The 19,911-nt window shown below is 67.4% G+C and carries 20 protein-coding genes; 8 read left to right on the top strand and 12 right to left on the bottom strand.

Annotated features, from left to right (window positions below):
* Positions 1–744, top strand: a complete 744-nt coding sequence (locus tag ACNUDN_RS18590) for an enoyl-CoA hydratase/isomerase family protein (RefSeq protein WP_419123261.1) — start codon at positions 1–3, stop codon at positions 742–744.
* Between the two features lie 110 nt (positions 745–854).
* Here the strand turns inward: ACNUDN_RS18590 and ACNUDN_RS18585 are convergent, their stop codons facing one another.
* The 6 genes from ACNUDN_RS18585 to ACNUDN_RS18560 are packed head-to-tail and all read right to left on the bottom strand — an operon-like array spanning position 855 to position 7,673.
* Positions 855–1,898, bottom strand: coding sequence for a Gfo/Idh/MocA family protein (locus ACNUDN_RS18585; RefSeq protein WP_419123260.1), 1,044 nt, complete (start codon positions 1,896–1,898; stop codon positions 855–857).
* 3 nt (positions 1,899–1,901) lie between these two features.
* Positions 1,902–2,819, bottom strand: coding sequence for a sugar phosphate isomerase/epimerase family protein (locus tag ACNUDN_RS18580; protein ID WP_419123259.1), 918 nt, complete (start codon positions 2,817–2,819; stop codon positions 1,902–1,904).
* Between the two features lie 15 nt (positions 2,820–2,834).
* The gene (gene iolD / locus ACNUDN_RS18575) at positions 2,835–4,784 is read right to left on the bottom strand and encodes a 3D-(3,5/4)-trihydroxycyclohexane-1,2-dione acylhydrolase (decyclizing) (RefSeq protein WP_419123258.1); all 1,950 of its coding nucleotides are present in this window, start codon (positions 4,782–4,784) and stop codon (positions 2,835–2,837) included.
* Between the two features lie 12 nt (positions 4,785–4,796).
* Positions 4,797–5,693 (bottom strand): 5-deoxy-glucuronate isomerase, encoded by an 897-nt coding sequence (gene iolB / locus ACNUDN_RS18570; protein ID WP_419123257.1) that lies wholly within the window; start codon positions 5,691–5,693, stop codon positions 4,797–4,799.
* Positions 5,690–6,619, bottom strand: coding sequence for a Cgl0159 family (beta/alpha)8-fold protein (locus tag ACNUDN_RS18565; RefSeq protein ID WP_419123256.1), 930 nt, complete (start codon positions 6,617–6,619; stop codon positions 5,690–5,692). Before ACNUDN_RS18565 ends, iolB begins: the two co-directional genes overlap by 4 nt.
* Positions 6,612–7,673: a 5-dehydro-2-deoxygluconokinase gene (locus tag ACNUDN_RS18560; protein WP_419123255.1), complete on the bottom strand. Its 1,062-nt coding sequence runs from the start codon at positions 7,671–7,673 to the stop codon at positions 6,612–6,614. The genes ACNUDN_RS18565 and ACNUDN_RS18560 overlap by 8 nt, the downstream gene beginning before the upstream one ends.
* 156 nt (positions 7,674–7,829) lie before the next feature.
* On the opposite strand from ACNUDN_RS18560, the gene ACNUDN_RS18555 reads away from it, so the two are divergent.
* A complete protein-coding gene (locus tag ACNUDN_RS18555) occupies positions 7,830–8,561 on the top strand; it encodes a GntR family transcriptional regulator (protein WP_419123254.1) in 732 nt (243 codons plus the stop codon).
* A gap of 91 nt (positions 8,562–8,652) precedes the next feature.
* Here the strand turns inward: ACNUDN_RS18555 and ACNUDN_RS18550 are convergent, their stop codons facing one another.
* Positions 8,653–9,477 (bottom strand): TIM barrel protein, encoded by an 825-nt coding sequence (locus tag ACNUDN_RS18550; protein ID WP_419123253.1) that lies wholly within the window; start codon positions 9,475–9,477, stop codon positions 8,653–8,655.
* 415 nt (positions 9,478–9,892) lie between these two features.
* Between ACNUDN_RS18550 and ACNUDN_RS18545 the strand changes: the two genes are divergently transcribed.
* The 4 genes from ACNUDN_RS18545 (at position 9,893) to ACNUDN_RS18530 (ending at position 13,363) form a co-directional block, all read left to right on the top strand.
* A complete protein-coding gene (locus tag ACNUDN_RS18545) occupies positions 9,893–10,912 on the top strand; it encodes a substrate-binding domain-containing protein (RefSeq protein ID WP_419123252.1) in 1,020 nt (339 codons plus the stop codon).
* A gap of 18 nt (positions 10,913–10,930) precedes the next feature.
* Positions 10,931–11,989 (top strand): ABC transporter permease, encoded by a 1,059-nt coding sequence (locus ACNUDN_RS18540; protein ID WP_419123251.1) that lies wholly within the window; start codon positions 10,931–10,933, stop codon positions 11,987–11,989.
* Positions 11,990–11,993: 4 nt separating this feature from the next.
* Entirely contained in the window at positions 11,994–12,818 is an 825-nt protein-coding gene (locus tag ACNUDN_RS18535; RefSeq protein ID WP_419123250.1) for an ATP-binding cassette domain-containing protein, read from the top strand.
* A 62-nt stretch (positions 12,819–12,880) separates the two neighbouring features.
* Entirely contained in the window at positions 12,881–13,363 is a 483-nt protein-coding gene (locus ACNUDN_RS18530; protein ID WP_419123249.1) for an SRPBCC family protein, read from the top strand.
* Between the two features lie 27 nt (positions 13,364–13,390).
* Here the strand turns inward: ACNUDN_RS18530 and ACNUDN_RS18525 are convergent, their stop codons facing one another.
* Positions 13,391–14,305: a zinc-binding dehydrogenase gene (locus ACNUDN_RS18525; RefSeq protein ID WP_419123248.1), complete on the bottom strand. Its 915-nt coding sequence runs from the start codon at positions 14,303–14,305 to the stop codon at positions 13,391–13,393.
* 126 nt (positions 14,306–14,431) lie between these two features.
* Here ACNUDN_RS18525 and ACNUDN_RS18520 point away from each other — a divergent pair, with 126 nt between their 5' ends.
* A complete protein-coding gene (locus ACNUDN_RS18520; RefSeq protein WP_260759495.1) occupies positions 14,432–14,575 on the top strand; it encodes a hypothetical protein in 144 nt (47 codons plus the stop codon).
* A 3-nt stretch (positions 14,576–14,578) separates the two neighbouring features.
* Here ACNUDN_RS18520 and ACNUDN_RS18515 read toward each other — a convergent pair whose 3' ends face one another.
* From ACNUDN_RS18515 to ACNUDN_RS18500, 4 genes are read right to left on the bottom strand one after another with little or no spacing between them, the layout of a single operon-like run.
* Complete coding sequence (locus ACNUDN_RS18515; protein WP_419123247.1) at positions 14,579–15,541, bottom strand: Gfo/Idh/MocA family protein; 963 nt, start codon at positions 15,539–15,541, stop codon at positions 14,579–14,581.
* Positions 15,538–16,422 carry a sugar phosphate isomerase/epimerase family protein gene (locus ACNUDN_RS18510; RefSeq protein WP_431960376.1) on the bottom strand — a complete coding sequence of 295 codons (885 nt, stop codon included), beginning with the start codon at positions 16,420–16,422 and terminating at the stop codon, positions 15,538–15,540. Before ACNUDN_RS18510 ends, ACNUDN_RS18515 begins: the two co-directional genes overlap by 4 nt.
* Positions 16,419–17,423, bottom strand: a complete 1,005-nt coding sequence (locus ACNUDN_RS18505; protein ID WP_419123246.1) for a Gfo/Idh/MocA family protein — start codon at positions 17,421–17,423, stop codon at positions 16,419–16,421. Before ACNUDN_RS18505 ends, ACNUDN_RS18510 begins: the two co-directional genes overlap by 4 nt.
* Positions 17,420–18,598 carry a phytanoyl-CoA dioxygenase family protein gene (locus ACNUDN_RS18500; protein WP_431960373.1) on the bottom strand — a complete coding sequence of 393 codons (1,179 nt, stop codon included), beginning with the start codon at positions 18,596–18,598 and terminating at the stop codon, positions 17,420–17,422. The genes ACNUDN_RS18505 and ACNUDN_RS18500 overlap by 4 nt, the downstream gene beginning before the upstream one ends.
* A gap of 136 nt (positions 18,599–18,734) precedes the next feature.
* Between ACNUDN_RS18500 and ACNUDN_RS18495 the strand changes: the two genes are divergently transcribed.
* On the top strand, positions 18,735–19,745 hold the full coding sequence (locus tag ACNUDN_RS18495) for a LacI family DNA-binding transcriptional regulator (RefSeq protein WP_419125217.1): 1,011 nt from the start codon (positions 18,735–18,737) through the stop codon (positions 19,743–19,745).
* Positions 19,746–19,911 lie beyond the last annotated feature (166 nt).

Genomic DNA, 19,911 nt, shown 5'->3' with positions numbered 1-19,911 from the left:
ATGACGACGGATCTGTTGCAAGACGGCGCGATTGCCGGCACGGCGGGGCTGAGCTTCGAGCGCGACGGTGCGGTGCTGACCGCACGGCTGGACAGTCCGGACGGAAACCTGATGACAATGGCCATGTGCGACGCGCTGGCCGCGGTGTTGAAGTCACCCCCGGCGGGCGTTCACGTGGTGGTGCTGACTGCCGAGGGTGAGGCCTTCTGTATGGGCCGGGAACGCACCGCAGCCACTCCCGACGATCTTCCCGGCGAGGTGCGTCGGTTGGTGGCGGTCAACGACGCGCTTGCGCAGACATCGGTGGTGACCGTGGCCCGGGTGCATGGGAACGCCGCAGGGTTCGGCGTCGGCCTGGCGGCGCTGTGCGATGTCGCGGTTGCGACCCGCACGGCTGCACTCAGCTTTCCCGAGGTGCGGATCAATCTGGCGCCGGCGCTGGTGTTGGCGTGGCTTCCGCATATGGTGGGACGCCGGGCCGCCTTCTGGCTGACTGCCAGTGGCGCAACGGTTTCCGGGGATGAGGCGGTACGCGTCGGGCTGGTGAACGAGGTGGTCGACGGGGTCGATGCGCTCGACCGGACGATCGCGGACAAGGTGGCCGCACTGCTGGCCGCGGAGCCCCGCGTCCACACCGAGATCAAGGCGATGTTGCGCTCGGTGGAATCGCTGTCGGTGGACCAGTCCTACGAACTGGCCGCCGATCGCCTGGTGCTGGGATCGTTGCGCAGGTTGCGGACCTAGCCGGCCAACAGCCCCCGCCGACGTCGATTCTGCGTGTCGAGCGTGCGTGAAGTTCTGCCCGCGGGCGGCGTGTCGGCCTCTGACACGCTCGCTCGCGCAAGAGAAAAATGTCAGGGGCGGTCGGCGAGGTGGACGGCGACGGGCAGACCGGTCTCCAGTGACTCGACACCGGCGGCGCAGGCCGCGGCGGCGGCGTAGCCGTCCCAGGCGGTGGGCCCGTCGGTGTAGTCACCCGTCGCGGCACCCGAACGCACGGCGTCGACCCAGCGTTGGATCTCGGTGTCGTACGCCCCGCTGAACCGCTCCCGGAAGCCGGGCGCGATCTGCCCGCCCCAGGTGGCCGGACCCGTCGCCCCGCCCTGTGATCGCACCGCGCTCTTGCGGATCATCCCGACATCCAGACCGATGATCGCACTGCCATATTCACCGACCACCTCGGTGCGCACCTCGTAGGCGACCCCGGTGGTGACGAACAGTTCGACGTCGACGTGACGCCCGGACACCGTCCGCAGAATCGCGATCTGCGGATCGATCACGCCCTCGGGCGCACCGGGATTCGACGACGGTGTGAGGATCTGCACGCTGGCGATCTCCTCGCCGAACAGGTAACGCGTCACGTCGATCTCATGGACCAGCGAGTCCTTCACGATCAGCGAGCTGTCGAAGTACGAGGGGACATTCGGGTTGCGGTGCACACAGTGCATCAGCAGCGGCTGACCCAGCGCGCCTCCGTCGAGCAGCGCCTTGAGCCGCAGATACTCGTCATCGAAGCGGCGCATGAACCCGACCTGGATCAGCGCCCGGCCGAGTTCTGCTTCGCGGCGCACGATCTCCAATGATGTGGCTACGTCGGTGGTGAGCGGCTTCTCGCACATCACCGGCTTACCGTGCTCCACACAGGCCAGCAGCTGCTTCTCGTGGGTGCTGCCCGGGGTCGCCAGCACCACGGCGTCGACATCGGCGGCGGCGATCGCGTCCAGAGGGTCGGCCACCGCCCGGCATCCGTCGATACCGGCGGCGATCTGTTCGGCCTTCTCGGCGACATAGTCGTTGACCACCGACACCCGGGCCCCGGAGATGCGGGAGGTGATGCGGGCGACGTGGTCGGCGCCCATGACGCCCACCCCGAGAACGGCGACTCGCAGATCAGTCATGACTCAGAACCTCACCGACGGGATGCCACACGACCCCAGGTAGTTCCGGGTGCGGGTGGCGATGGGCAGGGGTGCGTCGAACTCACAGGGATACATGTCCTGCTCCACGATCGCGAACACGTCGACGCCGAGTCTGTCGATCTCGGCCAGCAGCGGTGCCAGCTCCGGAATCCCCAGCGGGGGTTCGGTCATCGCGCCCAGCTTGACGGCCTCGCCGAACGGCAGATCCTCGGCGTCGACCTTGGCGCGCACCTCCGGGTCGACCTGCTTGAGGTGCAGATAGCCGATCCGTTCGGGGGCGCGGCGGATGATCGCGAGGTTGTCACCACCGCAGTAGGAGATGTGTCCGGTGTCCAGGCACAGGTTCACGAACTCGGCGTCGGTGCCGTCGAGGAAACGGTACACGTTGTCCTCGGTGTCGACGTGGGAGTCGGCGTGCGGATGGTATTGCGCACGCACACCGTAGGTTTCGAACATGGCCCGGCCGAGCTCGTTCATCCCTTCGGTCTTGTGGCGCCATTGCGCGGGTGTCAGGGTGCGGTCTTCGAGTACAGCGCCGGTGGACGCGTCGCGCCACATCTCGGGGATCACCACGACATGCTTGCCGCCGACCGCGGCGGTGAGCCGCGCGACATCCTCGATCTGGGCCCAGACCGCGTTCCACGCGTCATCCGCACGCGCGCCGGACTGGTGCAGCCGCTCGAACACCGTGCCCGCCGAGAGCCGCAACCCACGTGCACCGAGCTCCTCGAGCAGCTGTTCCGGGTGAGTCGGCAGATAACCGTAGGGGCCCAACTCGATCCACTCGTAGCCCGCGGCGGCGACCTCGTCGAGGAACCGGGTGTAAGGCGTCTGCCTGGGGTCGTCGGGGAACCACACGCCCCACGAATCGGGTGCCGACCCCACCGTGATGGTGCTCATCATCTGCCCTCGTGACTAACGGTCGGACGGGTTGATCAACGGTCGCTGGACCTTTTTCCAGTCCGCGTACCGCTGATGGGCCCGCCGGGTCGACTCCAGCGTCGACACCTCGCTGACCGGGACGTCCCACCAGGAGTGACTGTCGGGGGCGAAGACCATCGGATCGGTCTCGACGTGGATGACCGTGGTGCGGTCGGCGGCCTTGGCGACCTTGACGGCGTCGGTGAACTCGGCTGCGGTGGTGACGCGGATGACGTCGGCGCCCAGGCTGGCCGCATTGGCGGCCAGGTCGACCGGCAGCTTGTCCCCATCGAGCCGGCCGTCCTGCCCCCGGTACCGGTACGCGGTGCCGAAGCGTTGGGAGCCCAACGATTCCGACAGGCCACCGATGGACGCGAAGCCGTGGTTCTGCACCAGCACCGGGATGATCTTGACGCCTTCCTGAACGGCGGTGACCAGTTCGGTCGCCATCATCAGATACGAGCCGTCGCCGACCATGACGAACACGTCCCGGTCCGGTGCAGCCATCCGCACGCCGATTCCGCCGGCGATCTCGTACCCCATACAGGAGAACCCGTACTCGACGTGGTAGCCCTTACGGTCCCGCATGCGCCACAGCTTGTGCAGATCGCCCGGCATGGACCCGGCAGCGCACACCACGACGTCGCGGGGGTCCGACAACGTGTTGACCAGGCCGATCACCTGATTCTGGTTGAGCGCGACGCCCTCCTCGGTGCGGTAGGCCGCCGACACCGTGTCGTTCCACTCGGTCATGAGCTCACCGATCCGCGCCGCGTAATCCTCGCCGACGGTGTACCCGTCGAGCAGGTCCGTGAGAGCGTCGAGGGCCTCCCGGGCGTCGGCCACCACGCTGATCGCGCCCTGCTTCACCGAATCCAGCGAGGCCACGTTGATGTTGACGAACCGGACTTCGGGATTGTTGAACGCGGTGCGTGAGGCCGAGGTGAAATCGCTGTACCGGGTCCCGATTCCGATGACCACATCGGCCTCGGCGGCCAGTGCGTTCGCCGCAGTGGTGCCCGTCGAGCCGACCGCGCCGACCGAGCGGGGATCGTCGTGCAGCAGAGATCCCTTACCGGCCTGACTCTCGGACACCGGGATTCCGGTCTTCGCAACGAAACGGGCGAGGGCGTCGTTGGCGCCCGAATAGATGACACCTCCACCGGCGACTATCAACGGCTTGGTGGCCGTGCGGATCACCTCGGCAGCCTTGGCGATCACCGAACGCTCCGGAAGCGGGCGGGCGATATGCCAGGTCCGCTCGGCGAACAGCGACACCGGCCACTCGAACGACTCGGCCTGGACGTCCTGCGGCAGGGCCACCGTCGCGGCCCCCGTCTCCACCGGGTCGGTGAGCACGCGCATCGCCCCGAGCAGAGCCGCCGGCAGCTGTTCCGGGCGCCATACCCGATCGAAGTAGCGCGACAACGGCTTGAACGCGTCGTTGACCGTCACATCACCGCTGGACGGCAGTTCCAACTCCTGCAACACCGGTGAGCTCACCCGGGTGGCGAAAGTGTCTGCTGGCAGCAGCAGCACCGGAAGACGGTTGATGGTGGCCAGCGCCGCGCCGGTGAGCATATTGGTCGAGCCGGGGCCCACGCTCGCGGTGACCACCCACGTCTGGGTGCGATCCTGTTGGCGGGCATAGGCCACCGCGGTGTGCACCATGGCCTGCTCGTTGCGTCCCAGCACGTACCTCAGGCCGGGCTCTACACCGTCCTCGTGGGCTTGCACCTCGTCCTGCAGCAGCGCCTGCCCGATGCCGGCCACATTCCCGTGGCCGAAGATGCCGAGGCAGCCGGCGAAGAACTTGTGCCGCAACCCGTCCCGCTCGACGTACTGGTTGGCCAGGAAGCGCACGGTTGCCTGGGCGACGGTGAGCCGCACGGTGGCTTCACTGTCGACGATCTTGTCGGTGGACTTCGGCGCGGTGGAAACCACGGGTCTCGTCTCCTATCCAGCCGGCGCGGCCGGCGTTTGCGTCGCGGAGGGCGAAGTGAACGGCAGGCGGGGGTCGATCTGCTGGTGTTCCCAGCTGGCGCGTAACCAGGTGTGGTTCGGGTCGTCACAGATGAGCCAGGCGCGGTTGGGCCCGGAGCCGGCCATCACGTTGAGGTAGTACATGTGGTGGCCGGGTGCTGCGATCGACGGGCCGTGGTACCCATGCGGGACCAGTACCACATCGCCGGTGCGGACCTCCTCAAGCACCTCGATCGGACGCTCCGGGGTGCCATAGACCCGGTGATATCCGAATCCTGCTGTGCCCGCCGGACTGTCGTCGACCTCGAAGTAGTAGATCTCCTCGAGTTGGGTCTCGACCTCGGTGTTCTCGTCATGTTTATGGGCGGGGTAGCTCGACCAGTTGCCGCCCGGCGTGATCACCTCACATGCGATCAGCGAGTCCGCCTCGAACGCGGTGGCGGTACCGAAGTTGTGCACCTGCCTGCTGCAGTTGCCCGCACCGCGCAGTTCGACGGCGACATCGGCCGCGGCGACGCGGCGGTTGGGATAGGACTTGGTCGCCCTGGCACCGCAGATCGCGATACGCCCCCGCCCGGTCACGGTGTAGGCCTGCGCGACACCGAGATACACCATGTCTGCCGGGCCGTCGAACACCGATGCGCGAGGCGACAACTCGTACACCTGCCCGTCGCAGTCGACCGAGCCGCCGCCGGCCAGCGGTAGGATCATCACTTCGGTGTCGCCGGTGTTCAACGACACCGACTCACCCTCGGCGTCCAGATCGAGCACGTGCAGCGAGCATTCGGCCCAGCCGGCGTCCGCCGGTGTGATCGCGACGGAATACGGTGCGGTAGCACTGCCCGCGGGAATGTAAAGGTTGGACCTCATCGGACCATCGCCACCGCGGTCGCGACTGCCGAGCTGACATCGTCGTCGGGTGGGTAGAGCAAGGTGCGGCCCACGATCAGGCCGCGCACCGAGGGCAGCGAGAGCGCCTTCTCCCAACTGGCGAACGCCTCATCGGGATCGGTGGGGTCCCCGCCGAGCAGCAGGGTCGGCATGGTGGTCGCCTCCATCACCCGGTCCATCTCGCCGACCACCGGGAGCTTCATCCACGTGTACGCCGAGGTCGAGCCCAGGCCCTGGCTGATGTGCACCGACTTGATCACCGCGTCGGGGGAGAGGTCGTTGCGCACCCTGCCCTCGATCCGCGACGACATGAAGGGCTCCAGCATCGCGATCAGCCCGCGGGCGGCGAGCTCGTCGACGGCCTGTGCGCATGCCGCCAGTGTGGCCACCGTGCCCGAGTCGTCGAGATCGATGCGGCACAACATCTTTCCGCCGTTCATCCGCGCGGCGGCTGTCGACGCCGCGGTCGCTCCGGTCATCCGGTCGTCGAGTTCGAACGACGAGCCGGCCAGACCGCCCCGGTTGAACGACGAGAACACGACCTTGTCCTCCAACGCACCCAGTAGCACCAGATCGTCGAGGATGTCCGCGGTGGCCAACACGCCGTCCACGCCCGGGTCGGCGAGCGCCGCACGCAGCCGGTCGAGCAGGTCGGTGCGGCTGTTCATCGCGGTGGGCCGCGACCCGACCGCGAGCGCACCCCGGGCCGGGTGGTCGGCGGCGACGATCATCAGACGCCCGTCTCCGCGCACGGTGGGACGCGTCGTCCGGCGTGCCCAGGCGCGTGCGACGGCATCCGGGTCGGTCGCACGGAGCTCGGTGACTGCCGGGTAATCACCGCACACCGCCGCACCGCGCCGTCCGCTGTCAGACGGGGCAGGGTCAGAGGCTGCAGACTCAGACATTGACAGCCTCGATCGCGGTTCGCTCGGCGAGTTCGGCGACCTCCGCGGCGGTGGGCATCGCGGTCGAACATTCCAGCCGCCCGGCCACGATCGCCCCTGCGGCGTTGGCGTAGCGCAGCGTCTTCTCCAACGGCCAGCCGTGTAGCAGCCCATGACACAGGCTGCCACCGAACGCGTCACCGGCACCGAGACCGTTGACCACGTCAACCTCGTTGGGCGCCACGGTGACCGAGGAGTGGCGGGTCTTGCCCAGCACCCCCCGGGGTCCTTGTTTGACGATCGCCAACTCGACGCCGAGGTCGAGCAGCGCGTCGGCGGCCTTGTGCGGATTCGACTCGCCGACGGCGATCTGGCACTCCTCACGGTTGCCGACCGCGACGGTCACGTGCGCGAGCGCCTTCTGGACCTGCTCGGTGGCGGCGCCCGGACTGGCCCAGAACATCGGGCGGTAATCCAGATCGAGGACCGTCAGCGGTGTCCTGCCCACTCGACCATCCGTCGCTTCACTCGCCGTGATGCCATTCCCCGTTGCTTCGCTCGCCGTGATGCCATTCCCCGTCGCTTCGCTCGCCGTGGCACGTATCTCCCATGCCGCGAAATGGGCGCTGCGGCTTGGCTCTTCGGAAAGTCCGGTGACGGTCGACCAGAACAGCCGGGCCGAGCGCACGGCGTCGGTATCGATCTCGTCGGGCCTGATCTGCAGATCCGGGGCGCTGGGTCTGCGATAGAAGTACAGCGGGAAGTCGTCGGGCGGGAAGATCTCACAGAACGTCACCGGTGTCGGGAACTCGGCGTGGACCGTCACGAACCGGTTGTCGACCTCGAGGCGGGACAGCTCGGCCCGCACGTAGCGGCCGAACGGATCGTCACCCACTCCGGAGATCAGAGCCGACCGATTGCCGAGGCGGGCCGCGGCGACCGCGACGTTCGCGGCGCTGCCGCCCAGGAACTTCCCGAACGTCTCGACGTCCTCCAGGCCGACACCGACCTGCAACGGGTAGACGTCGACCCCGCTACGCCCGATGGCAAGGACGTCATATGGCTGATTGGTCATCAAAGTCACTCCGACGGTTTGATGTGGGTGGCTGATGACGACTGTGCCCCTCGTCACCTCGTCGTGTCAAGAGTTTGTCCTGACATTCTATCTTTATCTCAAGCGGTGTTACGATGCAGCTACGGTTGACAGGCCCAACTCGAGATCGGAGCTGACGTGCCACTGACAGTGGAGCTCGACAGGTCAAGCCCGGTTCCGCTGTACTACCAGTTGGCCCAGGCGATCGAGGCCGCGATCAGGGACGGCGAACTCGCGCCTGGCGACCGCTTCGAGAATGAGCTCGCGCTCGCCAAGCGCCTGACGCTGTCGCGTCCGACCACCCGCCGCGCCATCCAGGAGCTGGTCGACAAGGGGCTGCTGGTGCGCAAGCGGGGGGTCGGCACGCAGGTGGTGCAGAACCCGGTCCACCGTCGAGTCGAGCTGACCAGCTTGTTCGACGACCTGGCGCGCGCCGGGCAGGAGCCCACCACGCGGTTGCTCAAGTTTCACGTCGGCCCGCCCGACGAAGAGGTTGCCCGCGAGTTGAACCTGGCCGAGGGGCGCGATGTCGCCTCGATCCACCGGTTGCGTTGCGCCAATGGCGAACCGCTGGCGTTGATGATCAACCACCTGCCGGCCGACCTCGCCCCGGATGCCGCGGAGTTGGAGGGCAACGGTCTCTATCAGTCGTTGCGTGCCCGCGGTGTGCACATCCGGTTGGCCCGGCAGCGCATCGGCGCGCGCAGTGCGACCCGTGCCGAGGCGCAGCTGCTGGACGAGAAGCCGAACGCGCCGCTGCTGACGATGACCCGCACCGCATTCGATGATTCGGGTGCCGCGGTGGAGTTCGGCAATCACTGCTACCGCGCGTCGCGCTACTACTTCGACACCACGCTCGTCGACCGCTGACCCACCGATCGTCGAGGCCGCCTAACGCATCCGCTGGGTTACGTAAACGCATGCGCCACAAGCAGTCTCGGCGTGATCCGGGGTGCTCAGGTCATGAGAAGGCGGCACGGAAGGCCGCCAGCGCAGCCTCACTGCCCGCGGCGCCCGCGGTGGAAGCCCAGGCTTCCAGGCCGATCGTCGCGGTGTAGCCCCCGTCGCGCACCACGGCGGCGATCGCGGGATAGTTGATCTCGCCGGTGCCGGGTTCGCATCGACCGGGTACATCGGCGACCTGGATCTCGCCGATGGCATCGCCGCAGCGGCGGACCAGCTCGATCAGATTTCCTTCCCCGATCTGGGCGTGGTACAGGTCGAGCATCATCTTGACGTTCGGATGGCCGACGGCCTCGACGAGGGCAAGCGTGTCCTTCGCCCGGGCCAGCGGAACGCCCGGGTGATCGACGATGGTGTTGAGGTTCTCCAGGCAGAACGTCACGCCCGCCGCCGCTCCGAGCTCGCCGATTCGCTCCAAGGTGCGGGCCGCGGTCAGCCACATCTGCCCGGTGCTGCGCTGCCTGGGCCGCGCGGCCCGGCCGCCGACGAGTTCGGCGGTGTGCAGATTCAACCGGGTAACCCCCAGTGTTTCAGCAGCTTTGATGCTCTGCTCGGCCGTCCGCACCACCTCGTCACAGGTCGCCGGATCGATCAGGTCGCCGTGCAGATAGCCCGTCATCGAGGTGATCGGCACGCCGGTGGCTGCCAGCGCCGGCAGGTCTTTGTCGTGCCAGCTCCAGATCTCCGCGGCGAAACCGAGGTCCCCGATGCGCCGCACCCGCTCGGTGATGGGCAGGTCGGTGAAGACCATCTCCGCGCACACCGACAACGAAACGTTCGCGCCGGCGGGTCCGGCGCTTGCGGCGATCTCGGGGGTGGGCATGAGAAGCTCCGAATCTGGCGCGCCGGGTGAGGCCTCGTCTGACGCGACGGGCATGAGTGTTGTCGACCGTAGGTCGTCGTCGTGATCCGCGTCAACGGGTGGACCGATCCTGTCTCGATCGGAAGATGCGCGGTGGCGCCCGCCCATACAGGCGAAAAGCCGCTTCGGCCAAGCTCATTGGGCATGGGTTGTGGCGTCGGAACCGGGCGGGTATCGCGCGGTCTCGACGCGTCCGTCAACTGCCCTGAACTGCGAGAACTCTCCGGACGTATGACTTGCAGTCCTAATGTCAGGACAAAGTATTGACTTTCTGGTGTGAGGCGTATTACATCACCTATGAGGCGTATCGCCCGGCACAACCCGCAACGGGTCGACGTGGGCGTCGCGACAGTCTCGAAGACAAGGAGAAACTGTGATGAGCCCTCGCCCGAAGATCGGGAAGTCAAGGATGTTCACGCGGCTCGCGGCGGCGGCCGGGGCGAGCGTCCTGGCGTTGGGAATCGTGTCGTGCTCGTCCACCGGCGGTGCGCCGCAGCAATCCGGTGAGGGCGGCGGCGGCGGGGGCACCGTCGACACCCCCCGGATGACGATCGCGATGATCACGCACGAGGTTCCCGGCGATTCGTTCTGGGATCTCGTCCGCAAGGGCGCCGAGACGGCTGCCAAGAAGGACAACATCGAGCTGCGCTACTCCAACGACCCCGAGGCCCCCAACCAGGCCAACCTGGTGCAGTCGGCCATCGACAGCAATGTCGACGGTATCGCCGTCACTCTGGCCAAGCCCGATGCCATGCAGGCCGCGGTGCGCGCGGCCGAGGCCAAGGGCATCCCGGTGGTGGCGTTCAACGCCGGCATGGATGCGTGGCAGGGCATGGGTGTCAAGGAGTACTTCGGGCAGGACGGCCGCATCGCCGGTCAGGGTGTCGGCGACCGGCTGCGCAGCGAGGGGGCCACCAAGGCGATCTGCGTGATCCAGGAGCAGGGTCACGTCGACCTGGAGGCCCGATGCGCTGGAGTGCGCGACACCTTCCCGGCCACCGAGGTCCTCAACGTCAACGGCAAGGACATGCCTTCGGTCGAGTCGACCATCACCGCCAAACTGCAGCAGGATCCCGCGATCGACTACGTGGTGACCCTGGGTGCACCGTTCGCGTTGACCGCGGTGCAGTCGGTCGGAAACGCCGGTAGCAGCGCCAAGATCGGCACGTTCGACACCAACGCCGCACTGGTGGACGCCATTCAGAATGGTGACGTGCAATGGGCCGTCGACCAGCAGCCCTATCTGCAGGGCTACCTCGCCGTGGACTCGTTGTGGCTCTATCTGAGCAACGGCAACGTCATCGGCGGTGGCCAGCCCACGCTGACGGGTCCGGCGTTCATCGACCAGTCGAACATCGAAGCAGTGGCCGAGTACGCCAAGGGCGGAACCCGGTAGCGGGGCGGAAGGCAACCCATGACTACACAAGCAGATCTCGACGTCGCCGCCCACACGGTGGTCCGCGACGAACGTGTCAAAGAGCGAAACCGGCTGCAGCGCATCCTGATCCGTCCCGAGATGGGTGCCGGCATCGGCGCGATCGGCATCTTCGTCTTCTTCCTCGTCGTGGCGGGCCCGTTCCGGGAGGCTTCCTCGCTGGCGACCGTGCTCTACGCGAGTTCCACGATCGGCATCATGGCGTGCGGTGTCGCGGTGTTGATGATCGGCGGCGAGTTCGACCTCTCGGCCGGCGTTGCGGTGACGTTCAGTTCACTGGCGGCCTCGATGCTGGCCTACAACCTGCACCTGAACCTGTGGGTGGGCGCGCTGCTGGCACTGGTGCTGGCGTTGACGGTGGGTTTCTTCAACGGCTTTCTGGTGATGAAGACCAAGATCCCGAGCTTCTTGATCACCCTGAGCACTTTTTTCATGCTCGCCGGTATCAACCTCGCGGTGACCAAACTGGTGGCCGGCCAGGTTGCCACCCAGAGCGTCAGCGATATGCAGGGATGGGATTCGGCGCGCAACGTGTTCGCGTCGTCGTTCACCCTGTTCGGGGTCAGCATCCGCATCACGGTGGTGTGGTGGCTGGTCTTCACCGCCGTCGCGACCTGGGTGCTGTTCAAGACCAAGATCGGCAACTGGATCTTCGCGGTCGGCGGTGACAAGGAGAGCGCGCGCGCCGTCGGCGTCCCGGTCACCAAGGTCAAGATCGGGTTGTTCATGTTCGTCGGCTTCTGCGCCTGGTTCGTGGGCATGCACCTGCTGTTCGCGTTCAACACCGTGCAGTCCGGCCAGGGCATCGGCAACGAGTTCTTCTACATCATCGCCGCGGTCATCGGCGGCTGCCTGCTCACCGGCGGCTACGGCACCGCGATCGGCGCCGCCATCGGCGCGTTCATCTTCGGCATGACCAACCAGGGCATCGTGTACGCAGGCTGGGACCCGGACTGGTTCAAGTTCTTCCTGGGCGCGATGCTGCTGTTCGCGGTGATCGCCAACAACGCCTTCCGCAACTATGCAGCAAAGAAGTGATCCGATGACCATCTCTGTCGAAAAGCCCAGCAGTGACGCGCAACCCGGCGGCAAGGTGCCACTGGTCGAGCTGCGCAACGTCGGCAAGTCCTACGGCAACATCACCGCGCTGAAGGACATCTGCCTGCGGGTCCACGCCGGCGAGGTCACCGGCATCCTCGGCGACAACGGGGCGGGGAAGTCCACGCTGATCAAGATCATCGCCGGCCTGCACCAGCAGACCGAGGGTGAGCTGCTCGTGGACGGCGAACCCACCAAGTTCGGTTCCCCGGCCGACGCCCTGGGCAAGGGCATCGCGACGGTCTACCAGAACCTGGCGGTCGTGCCGTTGATGCCGGTGTGGCGCAACTTCTTTCTCGGTCAGGAACTGCGCAAGAAATCGTTCCCGTTCTCGTTGGACGCCAACGCCATGCGCGCCACCACGTTGTCGGAGCTGTCGAAGATGGGCATCGACCTGCCCGACGTCGACGTCCCGATCGGTTCGCTCTCGGGTGGCCAGAAGCAGTGTGTGGCGATCGCGCGCGCAGTGTTCTTCGGGGCCAGGGTGTTGATCCTCGACGAACCGACGGCGGCGCTGGGTGTCAAGCAGTCCGGGGTGGTGCTCAAGTACATCACCGCAGCCAAGGAGGCCGGTTTCGGCGTGGTGTTCATCACCCACAACCCGCACCACGCTCACATGGTCGGCGACCATTTCGTGCTGCTCAACCGGGGCCGGCAGAAGCTGGACTGCACCTACGACGACATCACCCTCGAGCACCTGACCCAGGAGATGGCCGGCGGCGACGAGCTCGAAGCGCTCACCCACGAGCTCCGCGCCGCCAAGCAATAGCACTCGGACTCCCACGCCCCGCCGACCGATTGGGCGGCGGGGCGCGCGGGTACGCCTGGCCGATGACCATCTCCACCCTCAAGACCGAGAACGCAGGTCCCAAGACCGTGAGCCGCAGCATCCAGGTATCGGCACCGGTTGCCGAGCTATTCGGGCTGATCGCCGACCCGCACCGGCACCCCGAGATCGACGGGTCGGGCACGGTGCGGGGCACAGACCAGTGTCAGATCAAGGGACCGCACCGGCTCGCCGTCGGCGACACGTTCACCGTCGGGATGACCCAGTACCGACTGCCGTACAAGATCACGTCGACCGCGACCGCCGTGGAGGAAGATCGGCTGGTGGAATGGCAGCACCCGCTGGGCCACCGTTGGCGGTGGGAACTGGCCGAAGTCGGCCCGGGTGCGACGAAGGTCACCGAGACGTTCGACTACTCCACGGCCAAGGCGCCGTTCCTGATCGAACTGCTCGGCATGTCGAAGAAGAACGCCGACGGTATCGAGTCCACCCTGCTCGCCCTGGCCACTCGCTACGACGCGCACTGAGTCAGCGACCCGCACTGAACAGGGGCCTCAGCCCACCTCCAGCACCGCTTTGCCCGCAACCCTCCTGTCGAGCAGCGCTTCGGCGGCGTGGGCGACGTTGTCCCAGGAGTCCCGCAAACCGATCTGCGGATCCAGTCCGCCCTCGGCCAACAGCGTCACCAGGTACTGCATGTCGTCGTGCAGCGGGAAGTGAACGTTGAACGGCTCCAACCGTTTCCGGCGGCCGGCACGGCGCTGCTGTTCGAAGTCGATGGTGCTGGGCTGTCCTGAGGCCATCCCGATGGACAGCAGCAGGCCGCCGTCGTCGAGCAGATCGAAAGCCTCTACCAGCAGCGGACCGCCGACGCTGTCGAGTACCCCGAACACCGGATCGGCCACGGCGTCCAACCCGACGACGACCTCGTCGGCGCCGAGCTCACGCAGGCCCGCACCGCGGGCGGGACTACCGACGGCCGCAACGACGTGGGCGCCCGCGCGAGCGGCCAGCTGCACCGCGAACCTGCCCACGCCACCGGAGGCGCCGGTGATCAGGACGCGGCGTCCCACCACCGGCCCGAGTGCGCGGATTGCCTGTAGCGCGGTCACGCCGGCCACCGGGAGGGCCGCGGCCGCGGCAAAGTCCACCGATGAGGGCAGGACGGCGAGGTTGCCGGTCGACGCGACGCGGCGGTCGGCCCAGCCGCCACCCTGGTCAAAAGTGACCACACGGCTGCCCACCGGCGGGCCGGTCCCGGCCGCGGCGGCCTCGACCACCACGCCGGCGGCGTCCCAGCCAGGTACTTCACCCGGCCGACGGGCGTTCTCGATCCAGTGGATCTCGCCGAAGTTCAACGCGATGGCCTTCACGTCGACGAGGACCTGATCCGGCCCGGGTACGGGTTCGGCGACATCGCCGAAACTGAGGTTGGTAGGGGCTTCCGGGTCGTACACCACCGCGCGCATGTAGGGCCCCAACCTTGGGTGGCAGTGTGATATTCCCGACTCCGCACCGAAGCGTTCACGGTCTCGACATGGTGTCGGTGCTGCTGTCGACGGGCCGCACCCGCCGATGCCCGGCACAATGGGGGCATGGACAGTGATCGCGAACCCCGGCTGCACGCGCCGGTCTGGCGTGACCCGATGTCTGCGGGGTGGCGCGCGCATCGCGGGTTGCTACTGCTGCGTCTGCGCTGGCACGAGCGGCGGGCCGCGGCCACCGAGCGGCAGGACTGACCGCTAGCGCGGGTTCATACCCGCGGCGCGGTACGCGTCGTCGATCAGGGCCATGTTGGCGACCGCGTCGGCAGTGTCGAGCGGGACCGGGGCGCCGCGCAGGACATGCTCGGCGAACGCCTCCAACTGATACGAGTAGGACGGCCGGGTTCCGTGGTGTTCGACCGTGGTCCCGGCCTCGGTGCGCACGGTCAGCCGGTCGTCGTCGGCGGGCTTGATGAAGTTGTGCGCGAAAGCCTCTCCGCGCGTGCCGATCAACCGCAGGGTGAATGAATAGTCCTCGTCGACCATCGAATTGGTCGTCAACCCCGTCACTCCCGACGGGAACACCAGTTCCGCGTCGAATCGCTCGTCGACACCGGGGGTCCGTTGGACCGCCGTCGCCGACACGACCGTCGGCGTGCCGAATCGGCGCATGACATGCAATCCGTAGCAGCCGAGGTCCATCAGTGCCCCGCCGGCCAGCTCCAGTGACCACCGCGGGTCCTCCGGCTGGGGCGCCGGCATACCCATCCGGACTTCGATGCGGATGAGATCACCGAGTGTGCCGTCGCCGGCGAGCGTCAGCGCCCGCTGGTTGATCGGATGGAAGAGATAGTGGAAGCCCTCCATCACCGTGACGCCCGCGGCGTCCGCTGCGGCTGCGACCCGCGCCGCTTCCGCCCGGTCACGGGCGAAAGGCTTCTCGGTGAGGACCGGCTTCCCCGCCGCCACCGCAGCCAGGTTCCACGGGGCGTGCAGGCCGTTGGCGAGCGGGTTGTAGATCACGTCCACGTCGGGATCGGTCACCAGGTCCTGATACGACGCGACCACCCGCTCCACTGCGTACTTGTCGGCGAACATCTCGGCCCGCAACCGATCACGCGCTGCTACGGCGACGAGTCGGTGCCCCAATTCCTCGGCCGGCCTGACGATCGCCGATTCGGCGATGCGCGACGCGCCCAGAATCCCGATCCGCAGCGTCACGAGCTGACGCCGGCCGCCGCGTCCTGGAGGTAGGCGACGCTGGCGAGCACATCACCCAGCGGCCCGCTGCCGCCGGACCCGGTGCCGGGTTCGGCGTCGAGGATCTGATCCTGTTCCATCACATACCAGCCGTCGAAACCGTTGTCCTCCAGTGTTTTCACGATCCCGACGATGTCGACGTCACCGGCGCCGAGCGGAACGTACATGCCCGCGGCGACGGCCTGGGTGTAGGTCAGTTCGCCGGACTGCACCTTGGCGGCCAGCCCGGCGTCGACGTCCTTCAGGTGGGCGTGCCTGATCCGCTGGGGAACCTCCATGGTCAGCGCCAGCGGATCGGTTCCACCGATCAACAGGTGGCCGGTGTCCAGGCACAGCGGCACCGTGGAACCTGCCAGCACCCGGTCGACTTCGGCGCGGGTCTCCACCATGGTGCCCACGTGGGGGTGCAGGACAGCGGTCAGACCCCGCGCTGCCACCATCGCCGCCAACCGATCGAGGTTCGACAGCATTGTGGCCCATTGTGTCTCGTCGAGAACCGGCCGCTCGTCGTAGCCGTCCATACCGGTGGAAGCCGCCAGTACGACGACACCCGCCCCGGCGGCCACCAGTGACTCCAGCGGCCCGGCCAGGTCGTCGGCGGGATCGTGGTCGTCCCGGTACAGCACCACCGGAACGAACCCGCCGACACACTCAAGTCCGTGACCGCCGAGCAGTCGTACCAGTTCGACGGTGTCGGTGGGCAGAAAGCCCTCCGGTCCCAGTTCGGTTGCGGTCAGCCCCGCCTGGCGCATTTCGGTCAACACGCGCTCCGAACTCAACTGGTAGCCCCACCCGGGCACCTCACACACACCCCACGAAATGGGCGCACCTGCGATCTTCACTGTTTGACCTCCTCGATGGTGACCGGGACGCCCCGGCGCAGAGACTCGGTGGCGGCCTCCGCGATCCACGCGACCTCCACGGCGTCGGTGACGGTGGCGCCGCGGATCGGGCCGCCCTCAACGACTTTGACGAACGCGCTCAGCTCGGTGCGGAACGCTTCGGTGAACCGGTCCATGAAGAAGTGGTGCGGCTGGCCGGTGGGGAAATCAGTGACCGGGTCGGCGTTGCCGACCGGAACGCCCTGATCCCAGCCCGCGACGACGGTGTCGTCGAAGCCGTGCACCTCCAGCCGGCAGTCGTAGCCGCGACCGTTGTACCGCGCCGCGGACACCATCCCGAGCGCGCCGCCGTCGAAACGGACCACCACCGCCGCGGTGTCGACATCGCCGTACTCGGCGAACAACGGATCGCCCTGCACGCTGCCGGTGGCATAGACCTGCACCACATTCTGGCCGGTGATCCAGCGGATCACGTCGAAATCGTGCACCGCGCAGTCACGGAAGATGCCGCCGGAATTCTTGATGTAGTCCATCGGCGGGGGCGCGGGGTCCATCGTGGTGCTGCGGACGGTGTGCAGCGCACCCAGCGAGCCGCCGTCGACGGCCGCTTTGACCGCGGCGAACGCCGCGTCGAACCGGCGCTGATAGCCCACCTGCACAGGCACCCCCGAGCGGGCGATCGCCTCGGCGACCTTGGCGCTCTCGGCGGCGGTGGAGGCGATCGGCTTTTCGCAGAACGTGGGGAGGCCACGCTCGACCGCGGCCAGGGTCAACTCGGCGTGCGCCGGGGTGGCAGCGGCGACCACGACACCGTCGACACCGGAGGACAGCAGCTGGTGCACCGATTCTGCCGGGGTGGCGCCGTACTTTGCGGCAACCTCGCTCACCACTTCGGGTCGCTCGTCGGTGATCACGAGTCCGGACACGTCGGGCAGGTTGGTCAGCGTTTCGGCGTGGAACGCGCCGATCCGGCCGAGGCCGATGAGGCCGAGCGCGGTCATGGGGTTCTCCGTTCGTTCTGGGCGTCGAGCGCGATGTCGAGTTCTTCTGCGGTCAGGTTGTCGGCGAGTGCGGCCAGCACGATGTCGACCTGGCTGGGCGGAGCCAGGCTCCCGATCGGCTGGTCGCTGTCCAGATTGGTCGGGAACGCGTACCCCTCGGCGGTGGCGACCACGACGTTTTCGATGTCACGGTGCGGACGCCCGGCGTCCTGCATCGCACGCAGGGTCGGGTAGACGGCGCGCACCATGGCACTGCGGTCCAGCGCCTCCATCGCCCTCCCGAACGGCGAGCTGATCTGCATCAGGTTCGCGATGCGCCGGATGTCGACCGAAGTGTTTTCTCCCGCACCGTGATACAGCGCGGGGTTGAAGAACACCGCGTCACCTTTGGCCAACGGCAGCTGCACGTGGTGAGCGGCGAAGTAGTCCACGAACTCGGGACGGTTGAACGCGAGGTAACCCCCGGCGAAGCGCTGCGAATGGGGGAGCAGCATCGTCGGTCCACTCTCGATCGGCATGTCGCAGTGCGCGACGGCGCCCTGCAGGGTCAGCGTCGGGGAGCTGCGGTGGATGTGCGCCGGGTAGGCCGCAAGATGCCCCTCGGGAACGAAGCCCAGGTGGTAGTCGCGGTGCGGAACCTGGGCTGTGCCGCCGGGGTTGACGACGTTGACCTGGGAGGTCACCTGGTAGCGCGGACCCAGCCAGGCCTGGCACACCAGGGCGAGGGTGTCGTTGGCGTAGTAGTCGGCAAACACCGACGCGTCGTGCAGGGCAAGCTTCTGTGCGGCGTTCCAGATGCGATCGTTGGCGCCGGGCTTGCCGAAATGATCGCCGGCGGCGCGTCCGCCGGCGCGCTGGGCATCGATGATCGCGAAGAACGCGTCGTTGGCACGGTCGATCACAGCGGTGCCGAACGCCTCGGTGAGCACCACCACACCGGGACCGTCGGCGAGGGCCTTGATGAGTTCGGCCTGCACGCCCCGCCGGTCGGCGACACGGGCCAGCGCCGGTGCGGAGTAGATCAGCACGTCGGCGCGCACGTCGATGGCATGCGGATACTCGGCGACATCGGTCGGGCGTTCGACCTGCCGGCGGAATTCCTCCAGATCGACGTCGGATTCGGTCAGCCAGGGCCGGAAGTCTTCGGCCTGTGGGGTGTGGACGGGCAAGGCCATGGCAGTAGTCTTGCTGTGATCCGGACCGCAATCAACGGCAGAAATCCATCAAAAAACCCTCACGATGACGGATCTCGCCGACGGTGGTCGCGTCCGCCGCGCCGGGGCCGAGCAGCTCCAAAGAGGAGGGGACGACGTGCCGCACCGCTACAAGGTCCGCGAGATCGCCCAGCAGGCAGGGTTGAGTGAGGCGACCGTCGACCGGGTTCTGCACCGCCGCCCCGGCGTCCGGGAGAACACCGTCGCCGAGGTCAACCAGGCCATCGCCGACCTCGACAAGCAACGCGCCCAACTACGGCTCAACGGACGGCGATATCTGATCGATGTGGTCATGCAGACCCCGCAGCGCTTCTCGGACGCGTTCCGGGCCGCCGTGGAGGCCGAGCTGCCCGCGTTCGCCCCCGCGATGTTGCGCGCGCGGTTCCACCTCTGGGAATCGGGCTCCACCGCACAGATGGTGGACGCGCTCGACCGCATCCGCGGCAGCCACGGTGTGGTGCTCAAGGCCCAGGACGACCCCGAGGTGGCCGAGGCTGTCGACCGGCTCGTCGCCTCCGGGGTGCCCGTGGTGACCTACACGACCGACGTACCCGCGAGCTCCCGCTGCGCCTATGTGGGCATCGACAATCACGGCGCGGGGGTCACGGCCGCCTACCTGATGCAGCAGTGGCTCGGCGAGCGACCCTCGGATGTGTTGATCACCTTGAGCCGCACGGTGTTCCGCGGTGAGGGCGAGCGGGAGGTCGGGTTCCGGTCGGCGTTGCGCAGCTCCGGAAGGGCCATTGTCGAGGTCAGTGACAGCGACGGCATCGACGCCACCAACGAACGCCTGGTCCTCGACGCGTTGGAGGCCAACCCGCAGGTGCGGGCCGTCTATTCGGTCGGCGGGGGCAACGTCGCCACCGTCGCGGCGTTCGAGAAGATCGGCCGCGACTGTCACGTTTTCATCGCCCACGACCTCGACGCCGACAATCGTCGCCTGCTGCGGGACGGCCGGATATCGGCGGTGCTGCACAACGACCTGCGCGCCGACGCCCGCCTGGCGCTGCGACTGCTGCTGCAGGAGCGCGGTGCGTTGCCGGTGGAGCCGGTTCGTCCGGTGCCGATCCAGGTCGTGACACCCTTCAACGTGCCGGTGCACCACTGATCGCACCACTGCCGGTGCTTGCCTGCGCCTACCGAGCGGTAACCGATTCTAAGAAATCGGTGCCCACGGACACGGCGAAATGACGTGACGAACAACACACTTGTGTCTCAGTGTTGTGTCGCGCGAGGCGCTGAGCTGTGCGTTCTTCGGCCGGGTGGTCGAACGG

Origin of the sequence: Mycobacterium sp. smrl_JER01, from assembly GCF_048513595.2 — a bacterium.
Classification (GTDB): domain Bacteria; phylum Actinomycetota; class Actinomycetes; order Mycobacteriales; family Mycobacteriaceae; genus Mycobacterium.
The sequence above is the reverse complement of the archived record's forward strand: the minus strand, read 5'-3'. Positions and strand labels throughout refer to the sequence as shown.